The organism is Pseudomonas sp. P4_B4, assembly GCF_056402255.1.
This window is the reverse complement of record NZ_JBFUHS010000014.1, coordinates 1-23,420: the sequence shown is the minus strand read 5'-3', so window position 1 is coordinate 23,420 and position 23,420 is coordinate 1. Positions and strand designations below refer to the sequence as shown.

The following is a 23,420-nucleotide window of genomic DNA, read 5'->3' as shown; positions in this document are numbered from 1 at the left end:
CTAAAAAGAGTAGGCATTATCCGGCAAGGCGGGAGGGTGGGCCAGACATGAAAATCCCACAGCCGCGCCAGGCACGACTGTGGGATCGATTTGCCGCAGACCTTACTTGATGCGCTGGCCCGGCTTGGCGCCGCTGTCAGGGCTGAGCAGGTAGATTTCTTCACCGCCAGGGCCGGCCGCCATCACCATGCCTTCGGAGATGCCGAACTTCATTTTCCGTGGCTTGAGGTTGGCAATCATCATGGTCAGTCGACCATCGAGCTTGGACGGGTCCGGGTAAGCGCTCTTGATCCCGGAGAACACGTTGCGTTGCTCGTCACCGATGTCGAGGGTCAGGCGCAGCAGCTTGTCGGCGCCTTCCACGTGTTCGGCTTTTACGATCAGGGCGACACGCAGGTCGACGGCGGCGAAGGTGTCGAACTCGATTTCCGGCGACAGCGGATCCTTGGCCAGTTCACCATTGCCGGCAGGTGCGGCTGCGCCGGTGTCGGTCTGGCTGGCGGTCAGGTCTTCCTTCGAAGCGTCGGTCATGGCTTGCACCTTGACCGGGTCGATTCGGGTCATCAACGGCTTGAACTCGTTCAACTGATGGTTGCTGAGCAAGGTCGCGTGGTCGTTCCAGGTCAGCGGCGCGACGTTCAGGAACGCCTCGGCGTCGGCGGCCAGCAACGGCAGCACAGGCTTGAGGAAGATCACCAGTTGGCGGAACAGGTTGACGCCCGTGGCGCAGATGGCCTGGACTTCATCCTGTTTGCCTTCCTGTTTGTTCAGCGACCACGGCGCCTTGTCGGCGATCCAGGCGTTGGCGCGATCGGCTAGGCCCATGATCTCGCGCATGGCGCGGGCGAAGTCGCGGGCTTCATAGGCGTCGGCGATGCTTGGCGCGGCGGCCAGGAAGGCTTCGGTCAGTTCAGGCGCGGCGTTGGTGTCGACCATCACACCGGCATTGCCCTTGTTGATGAAACCGGCACAACGGCTGGCGATGTTGACGACCTTGCCCACCAGGTCGGAGTTGACCTTCTGCACGAAGTCTTCGAGGTTCAGGTCGAGGTCATCAACGCCACGGCCCAGCTTGGCCGCGTAGTAATAGCGCAGGTATTCCGGCGACAGGTGGTCCAGGTAGGTCCGGGCCTTGATGAAGGTGCCGCGGGACTTGGACATCTTCTGGCCATTGACGGTCAGGTAGCCGTGCACGTTGATCCCGGTCGGCTTGCGGTAGCCCGCGCCTTCGAGCATGGCAGGCCAGAACAGGGCGTGGAAGTTGACGATGTCCTTGCCGATGAAGTGGTACAGCTCGGCAGTGGAGTCCTTGCCCCAGAACGCGTCGAAGTCCAGCTCCGGCGTGCGGTTGCACAGGTTCTTGAAGCTGGCCATGTAGCCGATCGGCGCATCCAGCCACACGTAGAAGTATTTGCCCGGCTCGTCGGGGATTTCAAAACCGAAATACGGTGCATCGCGGGAGATGTCCCACTGTTGCAGGCCGGCATCCAGCCATTCGGCGATCTTGTTGGCCACGGCATCCTGCAGGGTGCCGCTGCGGGTCCAGGTCTGCAGCATTTGCTGGAAGTCTGGCAGTTTGAAGAAGAAGTGCTGGGAATCCTTGAGCACCGGGGTGGCGCCGGAGATCGCCGACTTCGGATCCTTCAGGTCGGTCGGAGCGTAGGTCGCGCCGCATTTTTCGCAGTTGTCACCGTACTGGTCTTCAGTGCCGCATTTCGGGCAGGTGCCCTTGATGAAGCGGTCGGCCAGGAACATTTTCTTTTCCGGGTCGAAATACTGGGTGATCGAGCGCGTGGCGATGTGCCCGGCGTCGCGCAGCTTCAGGTAGATCTGGCTCGACAGCTCACGGTTTTCTTCGGCGTGAGTGGAGTGGAAGTTGTCGAAGTCCACCAGGAACTCGGCAAAGTCGGCGCTGTGTTCAGCCTGGACATTGGCGATCAGTTGTTCCGGGGTGATGCCTTCCTTTTCCGCGCGCAGCATGATCGCCGAACCGTGGGCGTCGTCGGCGCAGACATAAATGCATTGATTGCCGCGGTGCTTCTGGAAGCGCACCCACATATCGGTCTGGATGTATTCCAGCATATGGCCAAGGTGGATCGAACCATTGGCATAGGGCAGGGCGCTGGTGACGAGGATCTTGCGTGGCTCGGACATGGGGCTCGGCTACTTGATGAAACGGAGGTCGGCCACTATAAAGCGCCGGCGCATATTTTTCACCCTGTGAGCCTGTTTCCGGATGCATAGCTGGTGAAACCTGTGGCGAGGGGATGCGTTCACAACAAATGATCTACAAGCATGCCGCCTCGGGCGCGGAACAGGTACGATACCCACTATCTTTTCCAGTCCTGTTTTCGGAGTTGCCCATGAGCGCCGTCAATCGCGCAGCGGTGGAAGCCGTCCTTCGCCAATACACCGACCCTTACCTGAACCAGGACCCGGTCAGCGCCGGGTGCGTGCGCAACATCGAGATCCAGGGTGACCGCGTCAGCGTTCAGCTTGAACTGGGTTACGCCGCCGGTCTGTTCAAGAGTGGCTGGGCGCAGATGCTGGAAATGGCCATTCAGGGGTTGGATGGCGTGGCAAGTGCCAAGGTCGAAATCACCAGCGTGATCGCTGCGCACAAGGCTCAGGCGCAGATTCCGGGCCTGGCGAACGTGAAAAACGTGGTGGCCGTGGCATCCGGCAAGGGCGGCGTGGGCAAATCCACCACGGCGGCCAACTTGGCCCTGGCCCTGGCCCGCGAAGGCGCCAAGGTCGGGATTCTCGATGCGGACATCTACGGTCCGAGCCAGGGCATCATGTTCGGCATCCCCGAGCGTACCCGCCCCGAGGTCAAGGATCAGAAATGGTTCGTTCCGCTCAAGTCCCATGGCGTCGAAGTGATGTCCATGGCGTTCCTCACCGACGACAACACGCCGATGGTCTGGCGTGGTCCGATGGTCTCCGGCGCCTTGCTGCAACTGGTGACCCAAACCGCGTGGGGCGATCTGGACTATCTGGTCATCGACATGCCGCCAGGCACCGGCGATATCCAATTGACCCTGGCGCAGAAAGTCCCGGTGGCCGGTGCGGTCATCGTTACCACCCCGCAGGACCTGGCATTGCTGGACGCGCGCAAGGGCGTGGAAATGTTCCGCAAGGTCAACATTCCGGTGCTGGGCGTGGTGGAAAACATGGCCGTGCACATCTGCTCCAACTGCGGACATGCCGAGCATCTGTTCGGTGAAGGCGGTGGCGTGAAGCTGGCCAACCAGTATGGCGTCGAGCTGCTGGCTTCGCTGCCGTTGTCGATGGTCATCCGCGAACAGGCCGATGGCGGCAAGCCAACGGTGATCGCCGAACCTGACAGCCAGATTGCGATGGTTTACCAGGAATTGGCCCGCCATGTCGGTGCGCGGATCGTGTTGCAGGAAGCTTTGACGCCGGCGATGCCGAATATCAGCGTCAGCGACGATTGATATTCGCCAGATAAACGCTGACCAAATGTGGGAGCGGGCTTGCTCGCGAAAGCGATGTGTCATTCAACCAATAAGTTGGCTGATCTATCGCCTTCGCGAGCAAGCCCGCTCCCACATTGGGTTTTGGGTCGGGCTTAGATGCGCAACCCGCCATCCATCTCCAGAATCCGACCGGTGTAATAGTCGTTCTCAAAGATGTAAGCCGCCGAATGGGCGATTTCCTCAGGCCTGCCCATGCGCTTGAGCGGGATCCCTGCAGTCATTTTTTCCAGTGCTTCAGGCTTCATGCCCAAGGTCATTTCGGTTTCGATGAAGCCCGGTGCAATGCCGGCGACGCGAATGCCGTAGCGCGCCAGCTCCTTGGCCCAGGTCACGGTCGCCGCAGCAACACCGGCCTTGGCGGCCGAGTAGTTGGTCTGACCGACGTTGCCGGCGCGGGAAATCGAAGAGATATTGATGATCGCGCCGCTGTTGTTCAGCTCGACCATTTTCGCCGCGACTTCACGGGTGCACAGGAACACGCCGGTCAGGTTGACGTCGATGACCGCCTGCCATTGGGCCAAGCTCATCTTGGTCATTTCGCCATCCTTGACCTTGAGCAACAGGCCGTCGCGCAGGATCCCGGCATTGTTGATCAAGCCATGGATCGCGCCGAAGTCTTCAGCGACCTGGGCAACCATGTGGGTCACTTGCTCTTCGTTGGCCACGTTGCACAGGTAGGCGCGGGCCTCGACACCTTGGGCCTTGCAGGCCGCGACGGCGTCGTCGAGTTTTTCCTGGTTCAGGTCCACCAGCGCGAGTTTCGCGCCCAGGCCTGCGAAATACTCGGCCATGGAGCGGCCTAAACCCTGGCAACCGCCAGTGATAATGATTACTTTGTCAGTGAGTTGCATTCGCATGCCCCGGTAGCAGGTCTGAGTGGTTTCCTTTAGAGAGCCTCTCGATCTGCGCCTGACCTGGCTTGGCTGCACATGAGAACTGCCCCGATGGCTTGCTGGGACTTTCACCAGCAGCTCGTCCGTTTTTCTGACGGATTCTATTTAAGGAGTCATAAATTGAGCGTTGAAGCGGCTAAGCATGCACGAGAATTGCTCCTCAAGGAATACCGTGGGGTGCTCTCGACGCACTCCAAATCAATGCCCGGTTTTCCGTTCGGCTCCGTGGTTCCGTACTGCCTGGACGAGCAGGGCCGGCCGCTGATCCTGATCAGCCGCATCGCCCAGCACACTCATAATTTGCAAAAAGATCCGAAGTGCTCGCTCTTTGTCGGCGAGCGTGGCGCCGAAGATGTCCAGGCCGTTGGTCGACTGACTTACCTGGCTGAGGCGCAGCAGCTCGAAGACGAAGCCGCCATCGAAGCCGCCTCCGAGCGTTACTATCGCTACTTCCCTGAGTCGCAGGGTTATCACAAGGCCCACGATTTCGATTTCTGGGTGCTCAAGCCTGTACGCCACCGTTACATCGGCGGTTTTGGCGCGATTCATTGGGTCAACGAGCTGACCCTGGCCAACCCGTTCGCCGGCAAGGCCGAAGTGAGCATGGTCGAGCACATGAACGCCGATCACGCCAAGGCCATCGCCCATTACGTCGATCTGGCCGGGCTGCCGAAAAACGCGCTGGCGCAAATGGTCGGTATCGATACCGAAGGCATGCACCTGCGTATCGGTCAAAGCCTGTACTGGTTGCCGTTTCAAGTGCCTTGTAATACGCCGACACAAGTCCGCGAAGCCTTGGTTTCTCTGGCTCACGCCGAGCATTGGCCGAAAAATGAAGTGGCCGACGCTTGAATTCACGAAACGGCGACGTCATCTAAGGTGAACTGGCAAGGCATTCTTGCGTTGAGGAACCATTTGATGCGCCCTTTTTTGTTGCTCTTTCTGCTGTTCCCGGTGTTGGAGCTGTTCGTATTCGTCAAGGTGGCAGGGTCCATCGGGTTTTTCCCGGCCCTGCTGCTGATCATTCTCGGCTCGATGTTCGGTGTTTTCGTGCTGCGCGTCGCCGGCCTGGCCACGGCCCTGCGTGCCCGTGAGAGCCTGAACCGCGGCGAGCTGCCGGCCCAGACCATGCTCGAAGGCCTGATGCTGGCATTGGCTGGCGGCCTGTTGATTCTTCCGGGTTTCATCAGCGATGTGATCGGCCTGTTCATGCTGCTGCCGTTCAGTCGTCGTCTGCTGGCCAATAAAATGCGCCAGCGCGCCGAAGAGCAGGCCATGCGTCAGCGAGCGTTCGCCGACGACCTCCAGGCCCGTGGCGGCCCGGCGCCTCGCGAGCCGCTGGGCCGCGAGCCCAACGTGATCGAAGGCGAGTTCGAACACCGCGATACCAAGTAATGCGCACATCGACACGGCACCTTCGGGTGCCGTGTTCGTTTGCGGGGCAGCGAACTGAAAATTTTTCGATCCCCGCCCTTGTAATAAGCTTATGTGCCCTTATGTAACGGTCACCGCAAGGTTTCTGGCGATTACGCCAGACAGACTTCCGCGGTTCGCTTGACGAACCGCAACCGGCACCGCCGGCCTTTGTTAAACCCGCCGGGACTACACCGGCCGATGAAAACCACAATTAGGAGAGATCGACAATGAAGCTTCGTCCTCTGCATGACCGCGTCGTCATCCGTCGCAGCGAAGAAGAAAAGAAAACCGCTGGCGGTATCGTCCTGCCAGGTTCGGCTGCTGAAAAAGCCAACAGCGGCGAAATCCTCGCTGTAGGCACCGGCCGCGTACTGGAAAACGGTGAAGTGCGTGCACTGTCCGTGAAAGTGGGCGACAAGGTTGTGTTCGGTCCTTACTCCGGCAGCAACACTGTGAAAGTCGACGGCGAAGACCTGCTGGTAATGAGCGAGAACGAAATCCTCGCTGTTATCGAAGGCTGATTACCCGTTCATTTTCCGCTACTACAAAGTATTTAAGGAATATCGATCATGGCTGCTAAAGAAGTTCTGTTTGGCGATTCCGCCCGCAAGAAAATGCTCAAAGGCGTCAACGTCCTGGCTGACGCGGTAAAAGCGACCCTGGGCCCGAAAGGCCGTAACGTGATCATCGAGAAGAGCTTCGGCGCTCCGACCATCACCAAGGACGGCGTTTCCGTCGCCAAAGAAATCGAACTCGAAGACCGTTTCGAAAACATGGGCGCGCAGCTGGTCAAAGACGTTGCCTCCCGTGCCAACGATGACGCTGGTGACGGTACTACCACCGCTACCGTTCTGGCTCAGTCGATCGTCAACGAAGGCCTGAAAGCCGTCGCTGCCGGCATGAACCCGATGGATCTGAAGCGCGGCATCGACAAGGCGACCATCGCCATTGTCAAAGAGCTGAAAAACCTGTCCAAGCCATGCGCTGACACCAAGGCCATCGCTCAGGTTGGTACCATCTCCGCCAACTCCGACAACTCCATCGGCGACATCATTGCCGAAGCCATGGAAAAAGTCGGTAAAGAAGGCGTGATCACCGTTGAAGAAGGCACTGGCCTGGAAAACGAACTGTCGGTTGTAGAAGGCATGCAGTTCGACCGTGGCTACCTGTCCCCGTACTTCGTCAACAAGCCGGAAACCATGGTTGCCGAGCTGGACAACCCGCTGGTTCTGCTGGTCGACAAAAAGATCTCGAACATCCGCGAAATGCTGCCAGTGCTGGAAGCCGTTGCCAAAGCCGGCCGTCCACTGCTGATCGTTTCCGAAGACGTTGAAGGCGAAGCCTTGGCGACTCTGGTCGTGAACAACATGCGTGGCATCGTTAAAGTCGCAGCCGTCAAGGCTCCAGGCTTCGGCGACCGCCGCAAGGCCATGTTGCAGGACATCGCCGTTCTGACCGGCGGTACCGTTATCTCCGAAGAGATCGGCCTGAGCCTGGAAGCAGCCACCCTGGAAAACCTGGGCAGCGCCAAGCGCGTGACCATCTCCAAGGAAAACACCATCATCGTTGACGGTGCTGGCGTAGCAGGCGACATCGAGTCCCGCATTGCTCAGATCCGTGCTCAGGTTGCCGAAACTTCCTCGGACTACGACCGTGAAAAACTGCAAGAGCGTCTGGCGAAGCTGTCCGGTGGCGTTGCAGTGATCAAGGTTGGCGCTGGTTCCGAAGTAGAAATGAAAGAGAAGAAAGCCCGCGTTGAAGACGCCCTGCACGCAACCCGTGCAGCCGTTGAAGAAGGCGTGGTACCTGGCGGTGGCGTTGCGCTGATCCGCGCTCTGGAAGCAATCCTCGACCTGAAAGGCGACAACGCCGACCAGGACGTGGGTATCGCCGTTCTGCGTCGTGCCATCGAAGCACCGCTGCGTCAGATCGCTGCCAACAGCGGTGACGAGCCAAGCGTTGTGGTCAACGAAGTCAAGAACGGCAAAGGTAACTTCGGTTACAACGCTGCGACTGGCGAATACGGCGACATGATCGAAATGGGCATCCTGGACCCAACCAAGGTCACCCGTTCCGCGCTGCAAGCTGCATCGTCGATCGGCGGTCTGATCCTGACCACCGAAGCTGCTGTTGCTGATGCACCGAAGAAAGACGGCGGTGCTGGCGGCGGTATGCCAGACATGGGCGGTATGGGCGGCATGGGCGGCATGATGTAAGCCAGCCTTACCCCTGTACGAAAAAACCCCGCCTGCGAAAGCAGGCGGGGTTTTTTATTGCCTTCAATTTGGGGTTGGCTGGAGATCGCGTCGCGCCCATCGCGGGCAAGCCACGCTCCTACAGGATCTGCATCGTCTCTGTGGGAGCGTGGCTTGGTCCGGGCGGCGCTCCGACGAAGGCGTCAGATCAGGCGCTGACAGGTTCTGCAGTGGTCCCGCGTTCAGCCCTCAAAGCCGGTCGATACAGAACGTAGTAGTACGACCCCAAACAAATCAGCCAGCAGAACACCGCCGTCCACACGTTGTGCGAGAAGAAGTGCGCGCCCTGCATCATCCGCCCGATGGAAAACACCGAGCCGAGGGCGAAGGCGAAGACAAACGCTGCGCGAGCCATGCGCGGGCGACGGTCACGCAATACGAAAAACAGGGCAAACAGGGTGAAGCCGGTGGCCGCATGGCCGCCGGGCCAGCAACGACCTGGTTTTTCGGTAGCCGGGCGATGGCTCAACAATTCGCTGTAGGTCTCGTGACCGCCAAATTGCTCAAGGCTCCAAGGACATTGCACCGCGGTCACCGCTTTCATCGGGGTGACAAAGGAAGTCGCCAGACCCAGGGACAGCACCAGGCAACCCAGTTCCCGCTTGAACGGTTTGAGCTTGACCATGAAAAACGAGGCAACGTAGACAATGATCGCGAACACCGAGAAGGCAATGACCACTTGCTTGGCGCGGGTATGCAGGATGTTTTCCAGGAAGTAACTGTGCCGTCCGATGAAGTCACCCGCGACCGGGTCGTAGAACAGCTTGGCAAGGTCCATGTCCAGTGAAGTCAGTTCGAGCAACACCAGAATGATCGCCGCAACGGCGGGAACCCCCAGGCACACCCAGAAGTTGAGCGGGCGCGGGGCAGGGCGGACAGCGGTTGATGACATGGTGGATCCTGAACAAAGGAAAAAGCCCCGGGGCATCAGCCCGGGGCGATTCGGTTAACGTTCGCCGACTTGACCGGCACCCTCCTTGGGCGCCTTCCAGCCAAGCAGCTGTTGCTTGAAGCCATAACTGGCGGTTTGGTAATAGGTGATGGCGCGGGTAATCAGCGGGTCATCGGCGGTCGACCGGGACTCGCGGCTTTCGGTCAGTGCGTCATCGTGACGACGCAATCCCTGGCGTGGGCTCAGAATCGCCAGGTCCTTGCCGTCGAACAACCCCAGGTGCTGGTAGTTGCCGACCACCACCCGTGGCGGCAGCGGGTTATCCTGCAACAGGTTACGGCCAAAGAACGTCGACTCATAATCCAGATTGAGCAAACCGAGCAGCGTCGGTGCCAGATCGATCTGGCTGGCCAGCTGTGCTGTTTCCCGAGCTTCGATCAACTTGGGCGCATAGATGAATAGCGGGATCTGATAGTTGGCGATAGGCAAGTCTTCCTTACCGGCGCTGCCTGCGGTGTGGTCGGCGACAAAGATGAAGATTGTATTGTCAAACCAGGGTTTTTGACGCGCCTGATCGAGAAACTGACCGATGGCGTAGTCGGTGTATTTCACCGCGCCGTCACGACCGTTGCCGGACTTGATGTCGATCCGGTTGTCCGGATAGGTGTAAGGGCGGTGGTTGGACGTCGTCATCAGCTGCAGCAGGAATGGCTGCTGCTTGGCATAGTCGGCATCGGCCAGTTTCAGTGTCTGGTTGTAGAGATCCTCGTCTGCCATGCCCCAGGCATTCTTGAAGTGAATCTCCGACTCCTCGACGCTGCTTTGGTCCACGACGCGGTAACCATTGCCGCTGAAGAATGCATTCATGTTGTCGAAGTAACCGCGGCCGCCGTAGACAAACACACTGTCGTAGCCCACGGCATTGAGTTGCTGACCAAGGCTGGCAAAGCCGCTTTCACGACCCACACGCTTGACGATCGAGCGACCGGGGGTTGGCGGGATCGCCAGGGTAATGGCTTCCAGGCCGCGGTCGGTGCGGGTGCCGGTGGCGTAGAAATTATTGAAATACAGGCTCTGCTTGCGCAAGGCATCAAGGTTGGGGGTCAGGTTACGGTTGTCACCGTTGCTGCCCATGTACTTGGCGCTGAAGCTTTCAATGGTGACCAGCACGATATTGGGTTTGCGCGGTGCGCCCGGGTTATCGATCTGCCGGCGTATGTCCTGCGGGTCTTCACCTACGAAGCGGGCATTGGGTTCTGCCAGTTCGGCGCGAATCTGTTGGGCAACCACGGCCGCCGGCAGTGTGCTGTAGAACTGCGGGTAGTCCAGTTCGTTGTTACGGAACGCGGCGAAGAACTGGTAGGGACCGTTGCTCGCCAGTTCGTTCTGATAGGCGTTGCCGCCCTGGGCGCGCGGGGCATCCTGGCTGAGCAACTGCATGCTCAGGCCGGCGACGATCAACAAACCGAGTGCATTCAGCAAGCGGCCACGTAGCGGCGGCAACGGCGCAGCGAGCGCAGCGTTGAAGGGTTTGCGCAATGCAAGACTCAGGACCACGGCCAGCACGGCGAGAATGCTCAGCAGCGTGCCGATCGGGTATGACTCCAGCAGGTTGTTCAGTACTTCGTCGGAATACACCAGATAGTCGACGGCGATGAAGTTGAAGCGCACGCCGAATTCATCCCAGAACAGCCACTCGGCCACCGAGGTGAACAGCATCGCGAACAGACTGACCGTCAGCAGACCCTGGAGAAACCAGCGGTGGCCACGAGTGCGCCAAAGGGCCGGTGGGCACAGTAATAGGTAGAGCCCCATGGGCAGTGCCGCGTAGGCAATGAAACCCAGGTCGTAGAGCAGGCCGATACTGAAGACGGACAGAAACCCGCTACCGGCCTCATCCAGATGCGTGAGGAGCAGGACGGTTCGAGTCAGAAAAAAAATTGCCAGCCAGGAGCCGGTTACCAGCAGCAAAAAGCGCATGGGTGCCGTCTTCAAATAGTCCATTTTCTATATTCCTTATTATCAATCGCGTGACAGTCTTCACCGCCTGCTGTAGGCAGCGTGTGAATCGATAGTGAAAAACTTGTCAATCATACCTGTTGGTTGAGCGAATTGATCCATGCACAGCCTTCCCCTAGCCGTGAGCCACACTTGGCCTTAAGCTGCGCGGGCCATGACGGCCGTTACTGTGGACGGAGAGATACCCATGCGAATTCTATTGGTTGAAGACAACCGCGATATCCTGGCCAACCTGGCCGATTACCTGGGGCTCAAAGGCTATACCGTGGATTGCGCGCAGGATGGTCTGTCTGGCCTGCATCTGGCGGCCACCGAGCATTACGATTTGATCGTGCTCGATATCATGCTGCCCGGCATCGATGGCTACACCCTGTGCAAACGCCTGCGCGAGGATGCCCGTCGCGAAACGCCGGTGATCATGCTCACGGCCCGTGATCAACTGGATGACCGTCTGCAAGGCTTCAAGTCCGGCGCCGATGACTACCTGATCAAACCGTTCGCCCTGTCTGAACTGGCGGCGCGTATCGAAGCGGTCATGCGCCGAACCCAGGGCGGCGGGCGGCGGACGTTGCAGGTCGGCGACCTGAACTATGACCTCGACACCCTGGAAGTCACTCGCGAAGGCCGGTTGCTGAAACTCAACCCGGTCGGCCTGAAGTTGCTGGCCGTGTTGATGCAGAAAAGTCCTCATGTGCTGCGCCGTGAAATTCTTGAAGAAGCGCTCTGGGGCGACGACTGCCCGGACAGCGACAGCCTGCGCAGCCATGTCCACCAACTGCGCCAGGTGATCGACAAGCCGTTCGCCAAGCCATTGCTGCAAACCGTGCACGGTGTGGGGTATCGCTTGGCCGAGGGCCGTGATGGAGTTTAAGCAGAGCCTTGCTCAACGCATCATCATTGCCTTTGCGCTGATGAGCGCACTGGTGGCGGGTGCCTTTGCCATGGGCATCGTGGCGACCGTGCACCTGGTGGAAGAAAAACTGATTTCGGCAGGTCTGGGCGGCGATTTGCAGCGCCTGTTGCTGATGGACAATGTCGCGGACTGGAGCCATCGTCCCGAACCGGACCAATTGTTCTACTTCAGTGGCGGACCGGGCGATTTCCAGCTGCCCAAGGATTTGCGGCACCTGGAACCGGGTTTCCACGAAGTGTTCCGTGAAAACCTGTCGTACCACGCCATGGTCGAAATCGTCGACGGCCGGCGTTATGTGTTATTGCAGGACCAGAGCGACTTCGAAGAGCGTGAACGGGTGCTGTTTGCCGTGGTGCTGGTGGGTTTCGTACTGAGCCTGGCGCTGGCGGTGTTTCTCGGCTGGGTCCTGGCGCGCAAGGTCATGGCGCCGGTGGTGCGGCTGGCCCGCCAGGTACGCCATCGCGATCAACTGCTGGGTTTGGCTCCCCCTTTGGCGCCGGATTATGCCGCCGACGAAGTGGGCGAACTGGCCGTGGCCTTCGACGCCACCCTCGGGCGCTTGCGTCAGGCCCTGACCCGCGAGCGGTTGTTCACCAGCGACGTCAGCCACGAATTGCGTACGCCCCTGATGATCCTGGCCAGTTCCTGCGAACTGTTGCTGGAAAACCCAGGTCTCGATCAGCGCGGTCGAGCCCAGGTCGAGCGCATTGCCAGGGCGTGTGAAGAAATGCGCGAGCTGGTGCAAACCTTCCTGATGCTGGCCCGCGCCCAGCGCGAAGACGCCAGCATGTCGCCGCAGCAGTCCCTGGGCCAGATAGCCGAGGGCCTGCTCGGTCTGTGGCGCGAGCCCATAGAAGAAAAAGGATTGAAGTTGATCTTCGAACCGGGCAACCCTGAGGCCAAGGGCTACAACGCGACATTCCTGCATGCGGTGATGGGTAACTTGCTGCGTAATGCCTTGCATTACACCGAACAGGGCTTCATCCGCTTGACCCTGACGGGTACAGGCTTTCTGGTCGAAGACAGTGGCGTGGGCATTCCCGAGGAAAAACGCGAGGCGATGTTCGAACCCTTCGTTCGGGGCACTGAAAAACGCGGTGAAGGCTTGGGCCTGGGGCTTTCACTGGTGCAGCGGATCTGTGAAAACCAGGGCTGGAGCGTCAGCCTGACGACCATGGAACCCAATGGCTGTCGTTTTCAGGTGGAATTGTCCCGAACTTGATCGGTTGAGTCAGGCGTTCAGCAAACCCTGCCAACTCTGTAAAACCCTGTAATACTTCTTGGTTTCCCATCATAAAATTTTCACAAGTGGATCACCTGTCACCAACACCACGAAACCTAAGGTAGTTGCTATCAGAAGTTCAGGAGACCTGATGATGGACGGTCCGATCAAACTCGATTTTTCGGAAAAATACGACGATCAACACGCCCAACGCTATTTGCGCAAACACCAGGAAGGTCTCGGCCGTCGATTGTCCCATTGGCGTGACGAACAACTGGCACGCAAGGCGCTGTCCCTGGCTGGCGAGCCTGGCCTGGTCCTCGATTTGCCTTGTGGTGCAGGGCGTTTCTGGCCCTTGTTGGCGGAAAAATCCAACCGCGTGATCATCGGTGCCGATAACTCGCAGTCCATGCTGAAAATCGCAACCCAGGCGCAACCTGCCGATGTGGTGAAACGGGTACAACCCTTGCCCACGTCTGCATTCGACATCGCCTTGCCGGACAACTCCGTCGACAGCATTTTTTGCATGCGCTTGCTCCACCACATCGGTGAAGCCGAGCATCGCATGGCTATTTTGCGTGAATTCGAGCGGGTTTCCCGTGACAGCGTGATCATTTCGCTGTGGGTCGATGGCAACTTCAAGGCTTGGAAACGCAAGCGTTCGGAGAAAGCCCGTGGGCAGGTAGGTTACCAAAACCGGTTTGTGTTACCGGCCGCTACCGTAGAAAAGGAATTTGAGCAGGCGGGTTTCCGCATCCAGGAACAACTGGACTTTTTACCGCTCTATGCCATGTGGCGAGTTTACGTATTACGCAAGAGGTAACAGGATGGCAGTGCAGTGTGCAGCAGAAACGGAAGTCGCTCCCCCGGACCGCTTCGATTACTTTTGGAATCAGCGCGGTGAATGGGTAGAAGAACCCAACGTCCGTCGCGGCGGGGAAAGCGGCGTTCAACGCCTGATGGGCAGTGATGGTCAACTGCTCTACGTCAAGCGCCAGACCGGGCATATCCATCGTAGCTGGCAGCACCCATTCGGGCGGCCTACGGTACTGCGCGAGCATGCTGCGCTCATCGGTGTGACCGCGCTTGGCGTACGGGTTCCTGAAATCGTTTTCTGTGGCGCACAGCGCGATCCTGTGCACAAGTGGCGTGCCTTGCTGGTCACCAAGTCATTGGACGGCTACGAGGAAATCGATCGCTGGTACGCCGGTGGCGGTCGAGAGCGTCATGGTGAAGCCATAAACGAACGAGTGCTTAAGGACCTGGCCGAAAACCTGGCTCGCATGCACAAGGGCCGCTGGCAGCACGGTTGCCTTTACGACAAGCACGTATTCGTTCGCGTGACCGGTGAGGGCGAAACGGCCAAGGTCGAGGTTGCCCTGATCGATCTGGAGAAATGTCGACAGCGTTTGACCGCCAATCGCGCAGCTGTCCATGACTTGAAGCAGTTGCGTCGCCACTCGTCGTTCAGCGACGCAGACTGGAAAAAACTCATCTACTTTTATGAGACGGCGTTTGGCAGCGCTATCAAGGATTTATAGCGATGAAACTCGAAATTGCACGAGGTTTGTTTCTGGTAGGAGCCTTGGCAGTTGCATCGATCGCGATGGCAACCTGGGAGCAACCGCGCCCCCAGGTTCTCAGCTCGATAAGCGCAGAAGAACATTGTCCATTACCACGGGTTGCAAAGGCATCCGTGGCCACCCGACCCGATCATGACTTATTGTTGTTCATGTTCGGACTTTCTCAGGGATTGAGGCCGCAAAATTGAACCGATTGAAGCCCAAATGAAAGGCCTCGCTGATGCGAGGCCTTTTTTTATTGCCCTGACTTTCAATACAACAGGTTCATCTCATACAGATACATCTGTTTCAGCGCTTATCGGGTTTAGCCAGCAACGTGTAGACGCAGGGCAACACAAACAGGGTGAACAACGTCCCGATCGACATGCCCGTCGCGATGACCGTGCCGATGTCGAACCGGCTGACTGCGCCAGCACCGGTGGCGATGATCAATGGCACCATGCCGAACACCATCGCCGCAGTGGTCATCAAGACCGGACGCAGCCGGATGGCCGCCGCTTCCTCCACCGCTTCCCGTGCCGTCAGGCCCTTGTCCTTGCGCAGCTGGTTGGCGAACTCGACGATCAGAATGCCGTGCTTGCTGATCAGCCCGATCAACGTCACCAGCCCGACCTGGGTGTAGATGTTCATGCTCGACCAGCCCAGGAACAGCGGAATCAATGCGCCGCAGATAGACAACGGCACGGTGACCAGGATCACCAGCGGGTCGCGGAAGCTTTCGAACTGGGCCGCCAGCACCAGGAAAATGATCGCCAGTGCCAGGGCAAAGGTGACCCACAGGGCGCTGCCCTCCTGAACGTACTGCCTCGATGCGCCGGCGTAGTCGAAGGCAAAACCGGCGGGTGCCTCTTCCCGGGCGATCTGGCGCACGAGGTCGATGGCTTCCCCCATGCTCACCAGCGGCACGCCGGACAGGATGGCCGAGTTGAGTTGCTGGAACTGGTTCAGCTGTCGCGGTCGAGCACGGTCGGTGACGGTGATCAGGGTCGACAACGCCAACAGTTCGCCGTCGGTGTTTTTCACGTAGTAATTGTTCAGCCAGTCCGGATTGTCGCGGAACGGCCGCTCGACCTGGGCAATGACTTTGTAGCTGCGACCTTCAACGGTGAAACGGTTGATCTCGCCTTCACCCAGCAGGGTCGCCAGGGTTCCCCCCAGATCCTGCATGGAAACCCCCATCTGCGCGGCCTTGGCGCGGTCGATATCCACCACCACTTCCGGCTTGTCGAAGGCCAGGTCAACGTGGACAAACGCAAACTTGCCGGATTCCTTCGCACGTTTTTTTACCCGTTCGACCACCTGTAGTAGCAATTCGTAATCTTTGGCAGAGTTGATGACGAACTGGAACGGCACGCCTTCGCCGGTGCCCGGCAGTGATGGCAGGTTGAAGCCGAAAATCTGCAACCCCGGGATCTTTTCCAGTTTGGCCTGCACCTCGGGCAGGATCGCCATTTGCGTGCGACTGCGCTCGTTCCACGGCTTGAGCAGGAAACCGCCGATGCCCGATTGCACGCCGTTGAAACCGTTGATCTGGAATGACGAGTAGTACTCGGGAAACGCCTTGAAGATCGAGACGAATTCGTCGGTGTAGGTGTTCAGGTAGTCGAGGTTGGTCGGTTGCGGGGCGTTGGCTATCATGAAAATGATGCCCTGGTCCTCATCCGGCGCCAGTTCCGATTTGGTGAATTTGAGAAAGACCGGAATCAGGCACAACACGATCACGGCGAACACCAGCACCACCGGCCGGGTGTTGAGGGTTCCGTGAAGCAAGCTCTGGTAGCGGCGCTTGAGTCTTTCGGAAATCATGTCCAGGCGATGGGCCAGGCCAGTGGGGTTCTCATCGTGGCGCAGCAGAAAAGCACACATCATCGGCGACAGGGTCAGGGCGACAATACCGGAAATCACCACCGCGCCGGCCAGGGTCAGGGCGAACTCCTTGAACAGCGCCCCGGTCAGGCCGGTCAGGAAACCGATCGGTGCATACACCGCCGCCAGGGTGATGGTCATCGAGACCACCGGCATGGCGATTTCCCGGGCGCCTTCAATGGCGGCGTTGAGCGGTGTCTTGCCTTCCTCGATGTGGCGGTGAATGTTTTCCACCACCACGATGGCGTCGTCCACCACCAGGCCGATGGCCAATACCATCGCCAGCAGGGTGAGCAGGTTGATCGAGTACCCCATCATCTGCATGAAGAACATGACGCCGATCATCGACAGCGGGATGGTCACCACCGGGATCACCACCGACCGCAGGGCGCCAAGGAACAGGAACACCACCACGATCACGATCAGCACCGCTTCGAACAGGGTTTTCACCACTTCGTCGATCGAGGCCTGGATGAACAGGGTGGAGTCGTAGGCGATTTCACTCTTGAGGTTCGGCGGTAGTTGGGCCTCAAGGTCCGGCATGATCTTGCGCACTTCCTTGATCACTTCCAGCGGGTTGGCACCGGGTGTCGCCTTGATGCCGATGTACACCGAAGGGGTGCCACCGAACGAGCTGATGGTGTCGTAGTTTTCCGCCCCCATTTCCACACGCGCCACATCGCGCAGCAATACACGGCTGTCGCCATCGACCTTGAGCGGAATCGCGCCGAAGGCTTCGGCGGACTTGAGTTCGGTATTGGCGTTGATGCTGGTGACCACATATTCGCCCTTCACCTCGCCGGCGGCAGAGAGGAAGTTGTACTGGCGCACCGCGTTGGTCACATCGCTGGCACTGAGGCCGAAACCCGCCAGCTTCATCGGGTCCAGCCACAGGCGCATGGCAAATACCTGGTTACCGAGGATCTCGGCTTCGGCCATGCCGGGCAAGGTCGCCAGTTTGGGCTGGATCACCCGTGACAGGTAATCGGTAATCTGCGGGTTGTTCAATTCCTTGCTGAAGTAACTGATGTACATCAGCACTGACGCATTGGCAGACTCTTTGCTCAGTACCGGATCTTCAGCGTCCTGGGGCAGTTGGTTCTTGACTTCGTTGGCCTTGGCCAGCAGTTCGGTAAACAGACGGTCGCTATTGGAGCCGATGCGCGCGTAGATCGAGATCACCGAAAAGTTCTGGCGACTGACCGAGGTCATGTAGTCGATGCCCTCGGCGCTGGCCAGGCTTTGCTGCATCGGTTGGGTGATATAGCCCTGGATGGTCTCGGCGTTGGCCCCGGGGTAGGCGGTGGTCACCGTGATCAGGGCGTTTTCCATTTGCGGGTACTGGCGTAGCGGCAGCTTGCTCCAGGCCTGGAAGCCCAGCAGCACGATCAACAGACTGATCACGGTAGCGAGAACCGGACGGCGGATGAACGGGTCGGTAAAAGCCATGGGAATTCCTTGATCAGTCCGCGCGTGGCGGGCTGTTCTGCCCGGCCAGGGTCTTGTCGTCGCTGATGGCAACGCGTGAGCCGTTATCCAGTTTGAGCTGGCCGGCGGTCACCACTTTCTCGCCGCTCTGCACACCTTTGGTGATCATCACTTGCCCATCGCGGCGTTCGCCGGTCTCGACAAAACGCCGTTCGGCGATCAGCACCGGTTGGCCCTTGTCGTCCTTTACCAGGCTGCCATCCTCGGCCTTCTTTGGTACGGCCACATACACCGAGTTGCCGTAGAGCGTGTAGGTAATCGCGCTTTCCGGCACCACGATGCGCGGCAGCGGGTCGGGCAGGAGCACCTGGAGGCTGGCGAACATGCCTGGCATCAACTTGCCATCGGGGTTGGCCAGGGTGGCGCGGACCTGCACGTTACGGGTGCTGTTCTCGACTTTAGGGTTGATTGCACTGATGGTGCCGGGGTACTCCAGGGTCGGATACGCCGCGACAATGACCTGCACTGGCTGGCCGAGCGCAATCTTCGGCACCGACTGCTCGGGCACGAAAAAGTCGACATACAGGCTACTGAGGTCTTGCAGGGTGGCGATCATGGTGCCGCTGGCCACATAGTCGCCGACGTCCACCTGACGAATGCCGATGGTGCCGCTGAACGGCGCGATGATGCGTTTTTTCTCGAGCGCAGCCTTGAGCTGATTGACCGTGGCCCTGCTCTTTTTCAGGACCGCCGAGAGTCGGTCGAATTCACCTTTGGAAATCGCCTGGCTGCCCACCAGCTGGCTGCCACGGTTGTAGTCCAGTTGGGCCAGCCCGAGGTCGGCCAGGGCGGTTTCGAGCAAGGCACTTTCCACGGCGCTGTCGAGCCGGACGATGGGTTGACCGGCCTTGACCTTCTGCCCTGACTCGAACTGGACATCGATGACGGTGCCATCGGTCTCCAGGCTCAGGTCCACGCCCTGCAATGCCTTGAGCGTGCCAACGGTAGGCAGGCGGGCTTGCCATGGGCGCTCGGTGGCGGTGGCCACGGCAACGCTGATGGCCGGTCTGGGCGCAGAGTAGCCTTGAACCATCGTGTAGATCGACAAGGCTTTGTACGCGGCCAGGACCAGCACAATCAGTAGAACAACACCCAACATGATCAGCATGCGGCGACGCAGCATATCCAGTTCCTTGGAGAAAATCAGGTGAGACAGCGGGGAACATTACCGGGAGTGTAGAGGGTAATCCAACTGCCGTTTTTACAGGTTGTGAGGTATTAGAGAGGTGAAAGCCTGAAAAGATTCGCCGCGTTGGGTCGCGCCTGTGGGGTGTACGTCATCCCGATGCAGGCGCGGCTCAAAGCGGCGATTTTTTCAATGATTCAGGCCATCAGATGCAGATGGTTGTCCCAGAGCCCTGCGGGTAGCTCAAGCGGTTTTGCAACAAGGTTTGTCTGGCGGCAGTCGTAGTACCGGCAGCGTCCCTGGCCCGAGGTCACGACAAAACCATCGGCCACGGCGCCGACCCCGGCGCAATCGGGCAGTGGCGCGTCCAGGCGTACTTCACCGCTGTCCAGGTCCCAGATGAAAAAACGGTTGCCCCGTGGTGCGGTCAGCGCCACCAGGCGCAAGTCGCTGTGTACCGCGACGCTGGCGGTGTAGTGCCCCATGGCCTGCAACTGGTGCTCGGGCACCGGGAACGCGACGAAGGGCTGACCGGGCCGCTTGATCGCCAGCAACTCCGACGACTCGTGGGCTGCGCCCATGAACTGCTGGCTGGCGACGATGGTTCCGTCACTGGCGATTGCCAGATGACGCACGCTGTTCATCTGCTGGGCGAGGGTTTCCCTGCTCAGGAGGGTGCCGTCGCGGTGCATCAGGACCAGGCTCGGTTCCATGGCGTTGAGGTTCATCTCCACCCGGCTTTCGGCCTCGGTGCGAATCCCGCCGTTGGCCACCACCAGGGTTTCGCCATCGGGCATCCACGACACCTGGTGCGGACCGAGGCCGTGGGTGGAAATCTCACCGCTGTGCACCAACCGTTCACCTTCGAATCTGTACACACCGAGCAGGCCGCGACCCGGATCGGTGGTGTCGTTTTCGGTGGCGTAAAGCCAGTCGCCGCTGTGGTGAATGACCGCGTGACCGTAGAAGTGCCGGTTCGGCTGTGACACCACGGTTTGCAGGAGCGTGCCGTCGCGCAGGTCGATCAGATAGCTCTCGGTGCCCGGACGGCGGGCGACAAACAGCGCAATCGGCAGTGTCGGGTGGTTGATGATGTCGTGGCACCGCTGGCCGACCCGGGTGGCGAACACCTGGGTGCCATCCAGCCGAAATCCGACGGCGTAATGCTGGCCGTCGGTATCGTCCCGTGCCGAAAGCAACAACGGACTCTTGTCCTTTTGCTTGAACAGCTTCCAGCCGCCCAGTGTCACTGCACCCAGCAGCAAACTACCTAATGTCAGAACCTGGCGTCGCAGCATGGAACTGGCCCTCATCAGTCACCGTCGTTGGCGTTGAAGCCCAGTTGGATGCCCAGTGCCTTGGCCAGATCAGCCTCGTGCAGGCGATGGACGACGTTGAGGCTTTCGTACAGGTCGTTGAGCTGCTGGCGGCCGGCCTCGTCATTGAGCATGTCGGTCAGCGAACGCTGGTTACCGGCAAACAGTTTCAGCGAGGCGGCATAGGCCGCATCGATCTTGTCGGCCAACGGTTTCTGCTCGCTCGGCAACAGGCTGCGCAGGCCTTTGTTATCCACACCTTCCCAGACGGTCTTGGCGGCCGCGAGGCTGGCTTCGAGGCTGGTCAGGGACGCCTGGCTGCGCCATGCATCGGCCTGGAACGGTTGCGGCACGCCCTTGCTCTGGCGGCCCATCGGCGTGCCGAGTTTTTTCTTCAGGGTGTCGATGGCGGTGACTTGCACACGCAGCAGATCGGCGATCGCTTCGTGGGAGTCCGCATAACGCTGGTTCGGGAATTTGCTCATTTGCGCGAGCATGCCGTCGGTGTTGTTCCAGGTTTGCAGAATCTCTTCGGCCAATTGCTTCTGGCGTTCGCCGATGGCGATCAGCAGCGGGCAGTATTTGCTCTTCTGCTCAGCGTTGGCCACGTCAGGCTTGCTGTCGAACAGAATGTATTCGTAGGCCGAGAGGCCCTGTACCACAACGCTGGACTTGGCCAGTGCAGCGGCATCGATTTGCGGCTGGGCGGTGACCAGTTGCTCGACCTGACGGCCGACCAGGTTTTTCTTGTCCGGCCAGAACTGCACTTGCCACGACCGGTTGCCTTCGGCCAATGGCCCGATCAGCAGCGGTTGCAGTTCGGCCCAGGCTTTTTGCGCGTGCAGGAAATCGGCACGGGCGGTTTCCAGGTTTTCCTTGCCTTCGCAGTAGGCGAGGGCGCTGACCGCCAATTGACGGTCGGCTTCAACCCAGCGGGTGTAGGTCGGCAGGATCACCGACTTGGCGATGGCCGCCGACGTGACCGCTTGCGGGTCCTGGGGCGAGCAGGCGCCCAGGGCAAGTGCGGCAAGGCTGGTGAACAACAATTTGGGACGGAACATGTCGGGCTCCCGCGAGTGGAATGCGTGTTAAAGGGAATTCAGGAACGCCAGCAACGCAGCGCGTTGCTCGGCATTGAAAGACAAAACCTGTTGCTGCGCCGCTGCCGCCTCGCCGCCATGCCAGAGCACGGCTTCGAGCAGGTTGCGGGCGCGGCCGTCGTGCAGGAACTGGGTGTGGCCGCTGACCGCCTGTGTCAGGCCGATGCCCCACAACGGCGGGGTTCGCCATTCGCGGCCGCTGGCCTGGAATTCGCTACGGTTGTCGGCCAAGCCGTCACCCATGTCATGCAACAGCAGATCGCTGTACGGGCGAATCACTTGATTGGCCAGTTCAGGTTCGGCAGCGTTGGCGGCGGTGGTGTATTTCGGGGTGTGACAGGATTGGCAACCGGCCTGATAAAACAGGGTCTTGCCGGCCAGCACTTCAGGTGCACTGACGTCACGACGTGCCGGTACGGCGAGGTTTCGGCTGTAGAACAGCACCAGGCGCAGGATGTTGTCGCTGACTTCCGGCTCGCCATTCGGGCCGTTGCCACTGGGTGCCTGTTTGCAGGCCGTTTGCGCGTCCGTGCAGTCATCAAAGGGTCTCAGGCTGGTCGTGAGTCCCATATCCCCCGAAAACGCGTGAACATTTTGTTGATTGAGGTTCGGTTGTCCGGCTTTCCAGCCAAATCTTCCCAACACTGTCTTTAGTTGGGCGTCGTCCCACACCTGGTTCGGGCGTCCGGCAATGCCGTTGTTCGCCTTGGCCTGGGCCTCGGCGTTGGCCAGGATTGCTTCCTCGGGGATCGCTTCGAGCAAGCCCAGGCCAATCATTGGCGGCGCCACGCGGGCCGAGAAACGGGTGTCGGGGTGCATCGGGCCGTAGCCCAGCTGGGTGATGTTCAGGCTCGGTTTGCGCAACTCGACTTCGGTGCCGTCCTTGAAGCGAACCGGCACGGCGGTGTAATCGACCCGCACTTTGCCTTCGGGGGCCACGCCGGGTACGGCCATGTCCTGGAACTGGCCGCCGTAGACGGGCTCCGGCACCACGCCGAGCTGTTCGATGACCTTGGCATACGCCGGGGCGTCGGGAATCGACAGGCGTACCAACATCGACACGGCGTTCACATCGTCGGGAGTCGGCGGATGGCCGCGGCCGTCCTTGATGTGGCAGCCCTGGCAGGCATTGGTGTTGAACAGTGGGCCGAGGCCATCGCGAGCGGTCGTCGTCGACGGCGCGATCACCCAAGGGCTGCGGAAGAAGCTGTTGCCAACGCTGAAATCCACGCGCCGCGACGGCGGCAGATTCGCCGAGGGCATGGAAAACGCGTTCTGATCGGTCTTGCGCACCGTCGCACTGCCGCCGGAGCGGGCTTCACCGGGTTCGGCCTGGGTGAATTTCGGGGCGTCATCGCAGGCACTCAGGCCCAGGGCCAGAAACAGTGCGGACAAGCGAAGAGGCAGCGAGGGCATCAGACATCCTGCAAGACGAGCAAAACAAGGGCGCAAAGTCTAACAGGGGATGGGAATTTGAATAAGAGGAATTATCGTTTGCTTGATGTGGGACAGGATTTTCACTTGAGACCGCGATGAGGCCACCAGCATCACCCTAAAAGCTGATATGAAAAAGGCGACCCGAAGCAGACTGTGTGAAAACCTAGCAATCTGCTCTCCGGTTAAAGAAAATGCCCGCATCGCAAGATGCGGGCATTTTTCTTATGCGCTATATCCAAGGTGAAGATCGCTGTCAGGGGGCACTGTTTCCAGTGTCACTTGACGAACTTATTCCCGAAGACCATCTGGTTCGGGTGATTGAGGCTTACATTTCCCGCCTCGATCTGGCACTGCTGGGTTTCGACAAAGCCAAACCCAAGGCCACCGGGCGGCC

Annotated in this window: 19 protein-coding genes and 1 pseudogene; 11 read left to right on the top strand and 9 right to left on the bottom strand. The window is 59.5% G+C overall.

Annotation, left to right across the window (positions count from 1 at the left end):
- Window positions 1-102: 102 nt before the first annotated feature.
- The gene (gene metG, locus AC1DVE_RS16125) at window positions 103-2,154 is read right to left on the bottom strand and encodes a methionine--tRNA ligase (RefSeq protein WP_223459662.1); all 2,052 of its coding nucleotides are present in this window, start codon (window positions 2,152-2,154) and stop codon (window positions 103-105) included.
- Between the two features lie 209 nt (window positions 2,155-2,363).
- Between metG and apbC the strand changes: the two genes are divergently transcribed.
- Window positions 2,364-3,458 (top strand): iron-sulfur cluster carrier protein ApbC, encoded by a 1,095-nt coding sequence (gene apbC / locus AC1DVE_RS16120; protein WP_223459660.1) that lies wholly within the window; start codon window positions 2,364-2,366, stop codon window positions 3,456-3,458.
- A 134-nt stretch (window positions 3,459-3,592) separates the two neighbouring features.
- Here the strand turns inward: apbC and AC1DVE_RS16115 are convergent, their stop codons facing one another.
- Window positions 3,593-4,351, bottom strand: coding sequence for an SDR family oxidoreductase (locus tag AC1DVE_RS16115; protein ID WP_150728303.1), 759 nt, complete (start codon window positions 4,349-4,351; stop codon window positions 3,593-3,595).
- Between the two features lie 162 nt (window positions 4,352-4,513).
- On the opposite strand from AC1DVE_RS16115, the gene AC1DVE_RS16110 reads away from it, so the two are divergent.
- From AC1DVE_RS16110 to groL, 4 genes are all read left to right on the top strand, one after another.
- Window positions 4,514-5,245 carry a HugZ family pyridoxamine 5'-phosphate oxidase gene (locus AC1DVE_RS16110; RefSeq protein WP_223459658.1) on the top strand — a complete coding sequence of 244 codons (732 nt, stop codon included), beginning with the start codon at window positions 4,514-4,516 and terminating at the stop codon, window positions 5,243-5,245.
- A 66-nt stretch (window positions 5,246-5,311) separates the two neighbouring features.
- Entirely contained in the window at window positions 5,312-5,788 is a 477-nt protein-coding gene (locus AC1DVE_RS16105; protein WP_218426941.1) for an FxsA family protein, read from the top strand.
- Between the two features lie 248 nt (window positions 5,789-6,036).
- The gene (locus AC1DVE_RS16100) at window positions 6,037-6,330 is read left to right on the top strand and encodes a co-chaperone GroES (RefSeq protein WP_007985847.1); all 294 of its coding nucleotides are present in this window, start codon (window positions 6,037-6,039) and stop codon (window positions 6,328-6,330) included.
- Window positions 6,331-6,378: 48 nt separating this feature from the next.
- Window positions 6,379-8,025 carry a chaperonin GroEL gene (gene groL, locus AC1DVE_RS16095; protein ID WP_150728305.1) on the top strand — a complete coding sequence of 549 codons (1,647 nt, stop codon included), beginning with the start codon at window positions 6,379-6,381 and terminating at the stop codon, window positions 8,023-8,025.
- Window positions 8,026-8,212: 187 nt separating this feature from the next.
- Here the strand turns inward: groL and AC1DVE_RS16090 are convergent, their stop codons facing one another.
- Window positions 8,213-8,956: a phosphatase PAP2 family protein gene (locus tag AC1DVE_RS16090; RefSeq protein WP_223459656.1), complete on the bottom strand. Its 744-nt coding sequence runs from the start codon at window positions 8,954-8,956 to the stop codon at window positions 8,213-8,215.
- Window positions 8,957-9,010: 54 nt separating this feature from the next.
- On the bottom strand, window positions 9,011-10,960 hold the full coding sequence (locus AC1DVE_RS16085) for an LTA synthase family protein (RefSeq protein WP_223459654.1): 1,950 nt from the start codon (window positions 10,958-10,960) through the stop codon (window positions 9,011-9,013).
- A 202-nt stretch (window positions 10,961-11,162) separates the two neighbouring features.
- Between AC1DVE_RS16085 and colR the strand changes: the two genes are divergently transcribed.
- The 5 genes from colR to AC1DVE_RS16060 all read left to right on the top strand — a co-directional run bounded on the left by colR (window position 11,163) and on the right by AC1DVE_RS16060 (window position 14,881).
- Entirely contained in the window at window positions 11,163-11,846 is a 684-nt protein-coding gene (gene colR, locus AC1DVE_RS16080; RefSeq protein WP_007978572.1) for a two-component system response regulator ColR, read from the top strand.
- Entirely contained in the window at window positions 11,836-13,110 is a 1,275-nt protein-coding gene (locus tag AC1DVE_RS16075; RefSeq protein WP_223532198.1) for a sensor histidine kinase, read from the top strand. The genes colR and AC1DVE_RS16075 overlap by 11 nt, the downstream gene beginning before the upstream one ends.
- 154 nt (window positions 13,111-13,264) lie before the next feature.
- Entirely contained in the window at window positions 13,265-13,933 is a 669-nt protein-coding gene (locus AC1DVE_RS16070) for a class I SAM-dependent methyltransferase (RefSeq protein ID WP_223459810.1), read from the top strand.
- 4 nt (window positions 13,934-13,937) lie between these two features.
- Window positions 13,938-14,651 carry a lipopolysaccharide kinase InaA family protein gene (locus AC1DVE_RS16065; protein WP_223459650.1) on the top strand — a complete coding sequence of 238 codons (714 nt, stop codon included), beginning with the start codon at window positions 13,938-13,940 and terminating at the stop codon, window positions 14,649-14,651.
- A 2-nt stretch (window positions 14,652-14,653) separates the two neighbouring features.
- Window positions 14,654-14,881 (top strand): hypothetical protein, encoded by a 228-nt coding sequence (locus AC1DVE_RS16060; RefSeq protein ID WP_223459649.1) that lies wholly within the window; start codon window positions 14,654-14,656, stop codon window positions 14,879-14,881.
- Window positions 14,882-14,981: 100 nt separating this feature from the next.
- Here AC1DVE_RS16060 and AC1DVE_RS16055 read toward each other — a convergent pair whose 3' ends face one another.
- The 5 genes from AC1DVE_RS16055 to AC1DVE_RS16035 form a co-directional block, all read right to left on the bottom strand.
- Window positions 14,982-18,008 carry a multidrug efflux RND transporter permease subunit gene (locus tag AC1DVE_RS16055; protein WP_223532196.1) on the bottom strand — a complete coding sequence of 1,009 codons (3,027 nt, stop codon included), beginning with the start codon at window positions 18,006-18,008 and terminating at the stop codon, window positions 14,982-14,984.
- A 13-nt stretch (window positions 18,009-18,021) separates the two neighbouring features.
- A complete protein-coding gene (locus tag AC1DVE_RS16050; protein ID WP_223459645.1) occupies window positions 18,022-19,170 on the bottom strand; it encodes an efflux RND transporter periplasmic adaptor subunit in 1,149 nt (382 codons plus the stop codon).
- Window positions 19,171-19,370: 200 nt separating this feature from the next.
- Window positions 19,371-20,471 (bottom strand): DUF1513 domain-containing protein, encoded by a 1,101-nt coding sequence (locus tag AC1DVE_RS16045; RefSeq protein WP_223459643.1) that lies wholly within the window; start codon window positions 20,469-20,471, stop codon window positions 19,371-19,373.
- Between the two features lie 14 nt (window positions 20,472-20,485).
- The gene (locus tag AC1DVE_RS16040; RefSeq protein ID WP_223459641.1) at window positions 20,486-21,550 is read right to left on the bottom strand and encodes an imelysin family protein; all 1,065 of its coding nucleotides are present in this window, start codon (window positions 21,548-21,550) and stop codon (window positions 20,486-20,488) included.
- 27 nt (window positions 21,551-21,577) lie between these two features.
- Window positions 21,578-23,005, bottom strand: coding sequence for a di-heme oxidoreductase family protein (locus AC1DVE_RS16035; protein WP_223459639.1), 1,428 nt, complete (start codon window positions 23,003-23,005; stop codon window positions 21,578-21,580).
- Window positions 23,006-23,250: 245 nt separating this feature from the next.
- On the opposite strand from AC1DVE_RS16035, the pseudogene AC1DVE_RS16030 reads away from it, so the two are divergent.
- Window positions 23,251-23,420, top strand: a pseudogene (locus tag AC1DVE_RS16030) (IS5/IS1182 family transposase); the annotation flags it as partial.

Coding starts and splice junctions, on each gene's coding strand:
- AC1DVE_RS16045 (WP_223459643.1), bottom strand. CDS start 20,471: ATGCTGCGACGCCAGGTTCTGACATTAGGTAGTTTGCTGCTGGGTGCA.
- groL (WP_150728305.1), top strand. CDS start 6,379: ATGGCTGCTAAAGAAGTTCTGTTTGGCGATTCCGCCCGCAAGAAAATG.
- apbC (WP_223459660.1), top strand. CDS start 2,364: ATGAGCGCCGTCAATCGCGCAGCGGTGGAAGCCGTCCTTCGCCAATAC.
- AC1DVE_RS16100 (WP_007985847.1), top strand. CDS start 6,037: ATGAAGCTTCGTCCTCTGCATGACCGCGTCGTCATCCGTCGCAGCGAA.
- AC1DVE_RS16090 (WP_223459656.1), bottom strand. CDS start 8,956: ATGTCATCAACCGCTGTCCGCCCTGCCCCGCGCCCGCTCAACTTCTGG.
- AC1DVE_RS16115 (WP_150728303.1), bottom strand. CDS start 4,351: ATGCAACTCACTGACAAAGTAATCATTATCACTGGCGGTTGCCAGGGT.
- AC1DVE_RS16040 (WP_223459641.1), bottom strand. CDS start 21,550: ATGTTCCGTCCCAAATTGTTGTTCACCAGCCTTGCCGCACTTGCCCTG.
- AC1DVE_RS16055 (WP_223532196.1), bottom strand. CDS start 18,008: ATGGCTTTTACCGACCCGTTCATCCGCCGTCCGGTTCTCGCTACCGTG.
- AC1DVE_RS16075 (WP_223532198.1), top strand. CDS start 11,836: ATGGAGTTTAAGCAGAGCCTTGCTCAACGCATCATCATTGCCTTTGCG.
- colR (WP_007978572.1), top strand. CDS start 11,163: ATGCGAATTCTATTGGTTGAAGACAACCGCGATATCCTGGCCAACCTG.
- AC1DVE_RS16050 (WP_223459645.1), bottom strand. CDS start 19,170: ATGCTGCGTCGCCGCATGCTGATCATGTTGGGTGTTGTTCTACTGATT.
- AC1DVE_RS16105 (WP_218426941.1), top strand. CDS start 5,312: ATGCGCCCTTTTTTGTTGCTCTTTCTGCTGTTCCCGGTGTTGGAGCTG.
- AC1DVE_RS16070 (WP_223459810.1), top strand. CDS start 13,265: ATGGACGGTCCGATCAAACTCGATTTTTCGGAAAAATACGACGATCAA.
- AC1DVE_RS16085 (WP_223459654.1), bottom strand. CDS start 10,960: ATGGACTATTTGAAGACGGCACCCATGCGCTTTTTGCTGCTGGTAACC.
- AC1DVE_RS16065 (WP_223459650.1), top strand. CDS start 13,938: ATGGCAGTGCAGTGTGCAGCAGAAACGGAAGTCGCTCCCCCGGACCGC.
- AC1DVE_RS16035 (WP_223459639.1), bottom strand. CDS start 23,005: ATGCCCTCGCTGCCTCTTCGCTTGTCCGCACTGTTTCTGGCCCTGGGC.
- AC1DVE_RS16060 (WP_223459649.1), top strand. CDS start 14,654: ATGAAACTCGAAATTGCACGAGGTTTGTTTCTGGTAGGAGCCTTGGCA.
- metG (WP_223459662.1), bottom strand. CDS start 2,154: ATGTCCGAGCCACGCAAGATCCTCGTCACCAGCGCCCTGCCCTATGCC.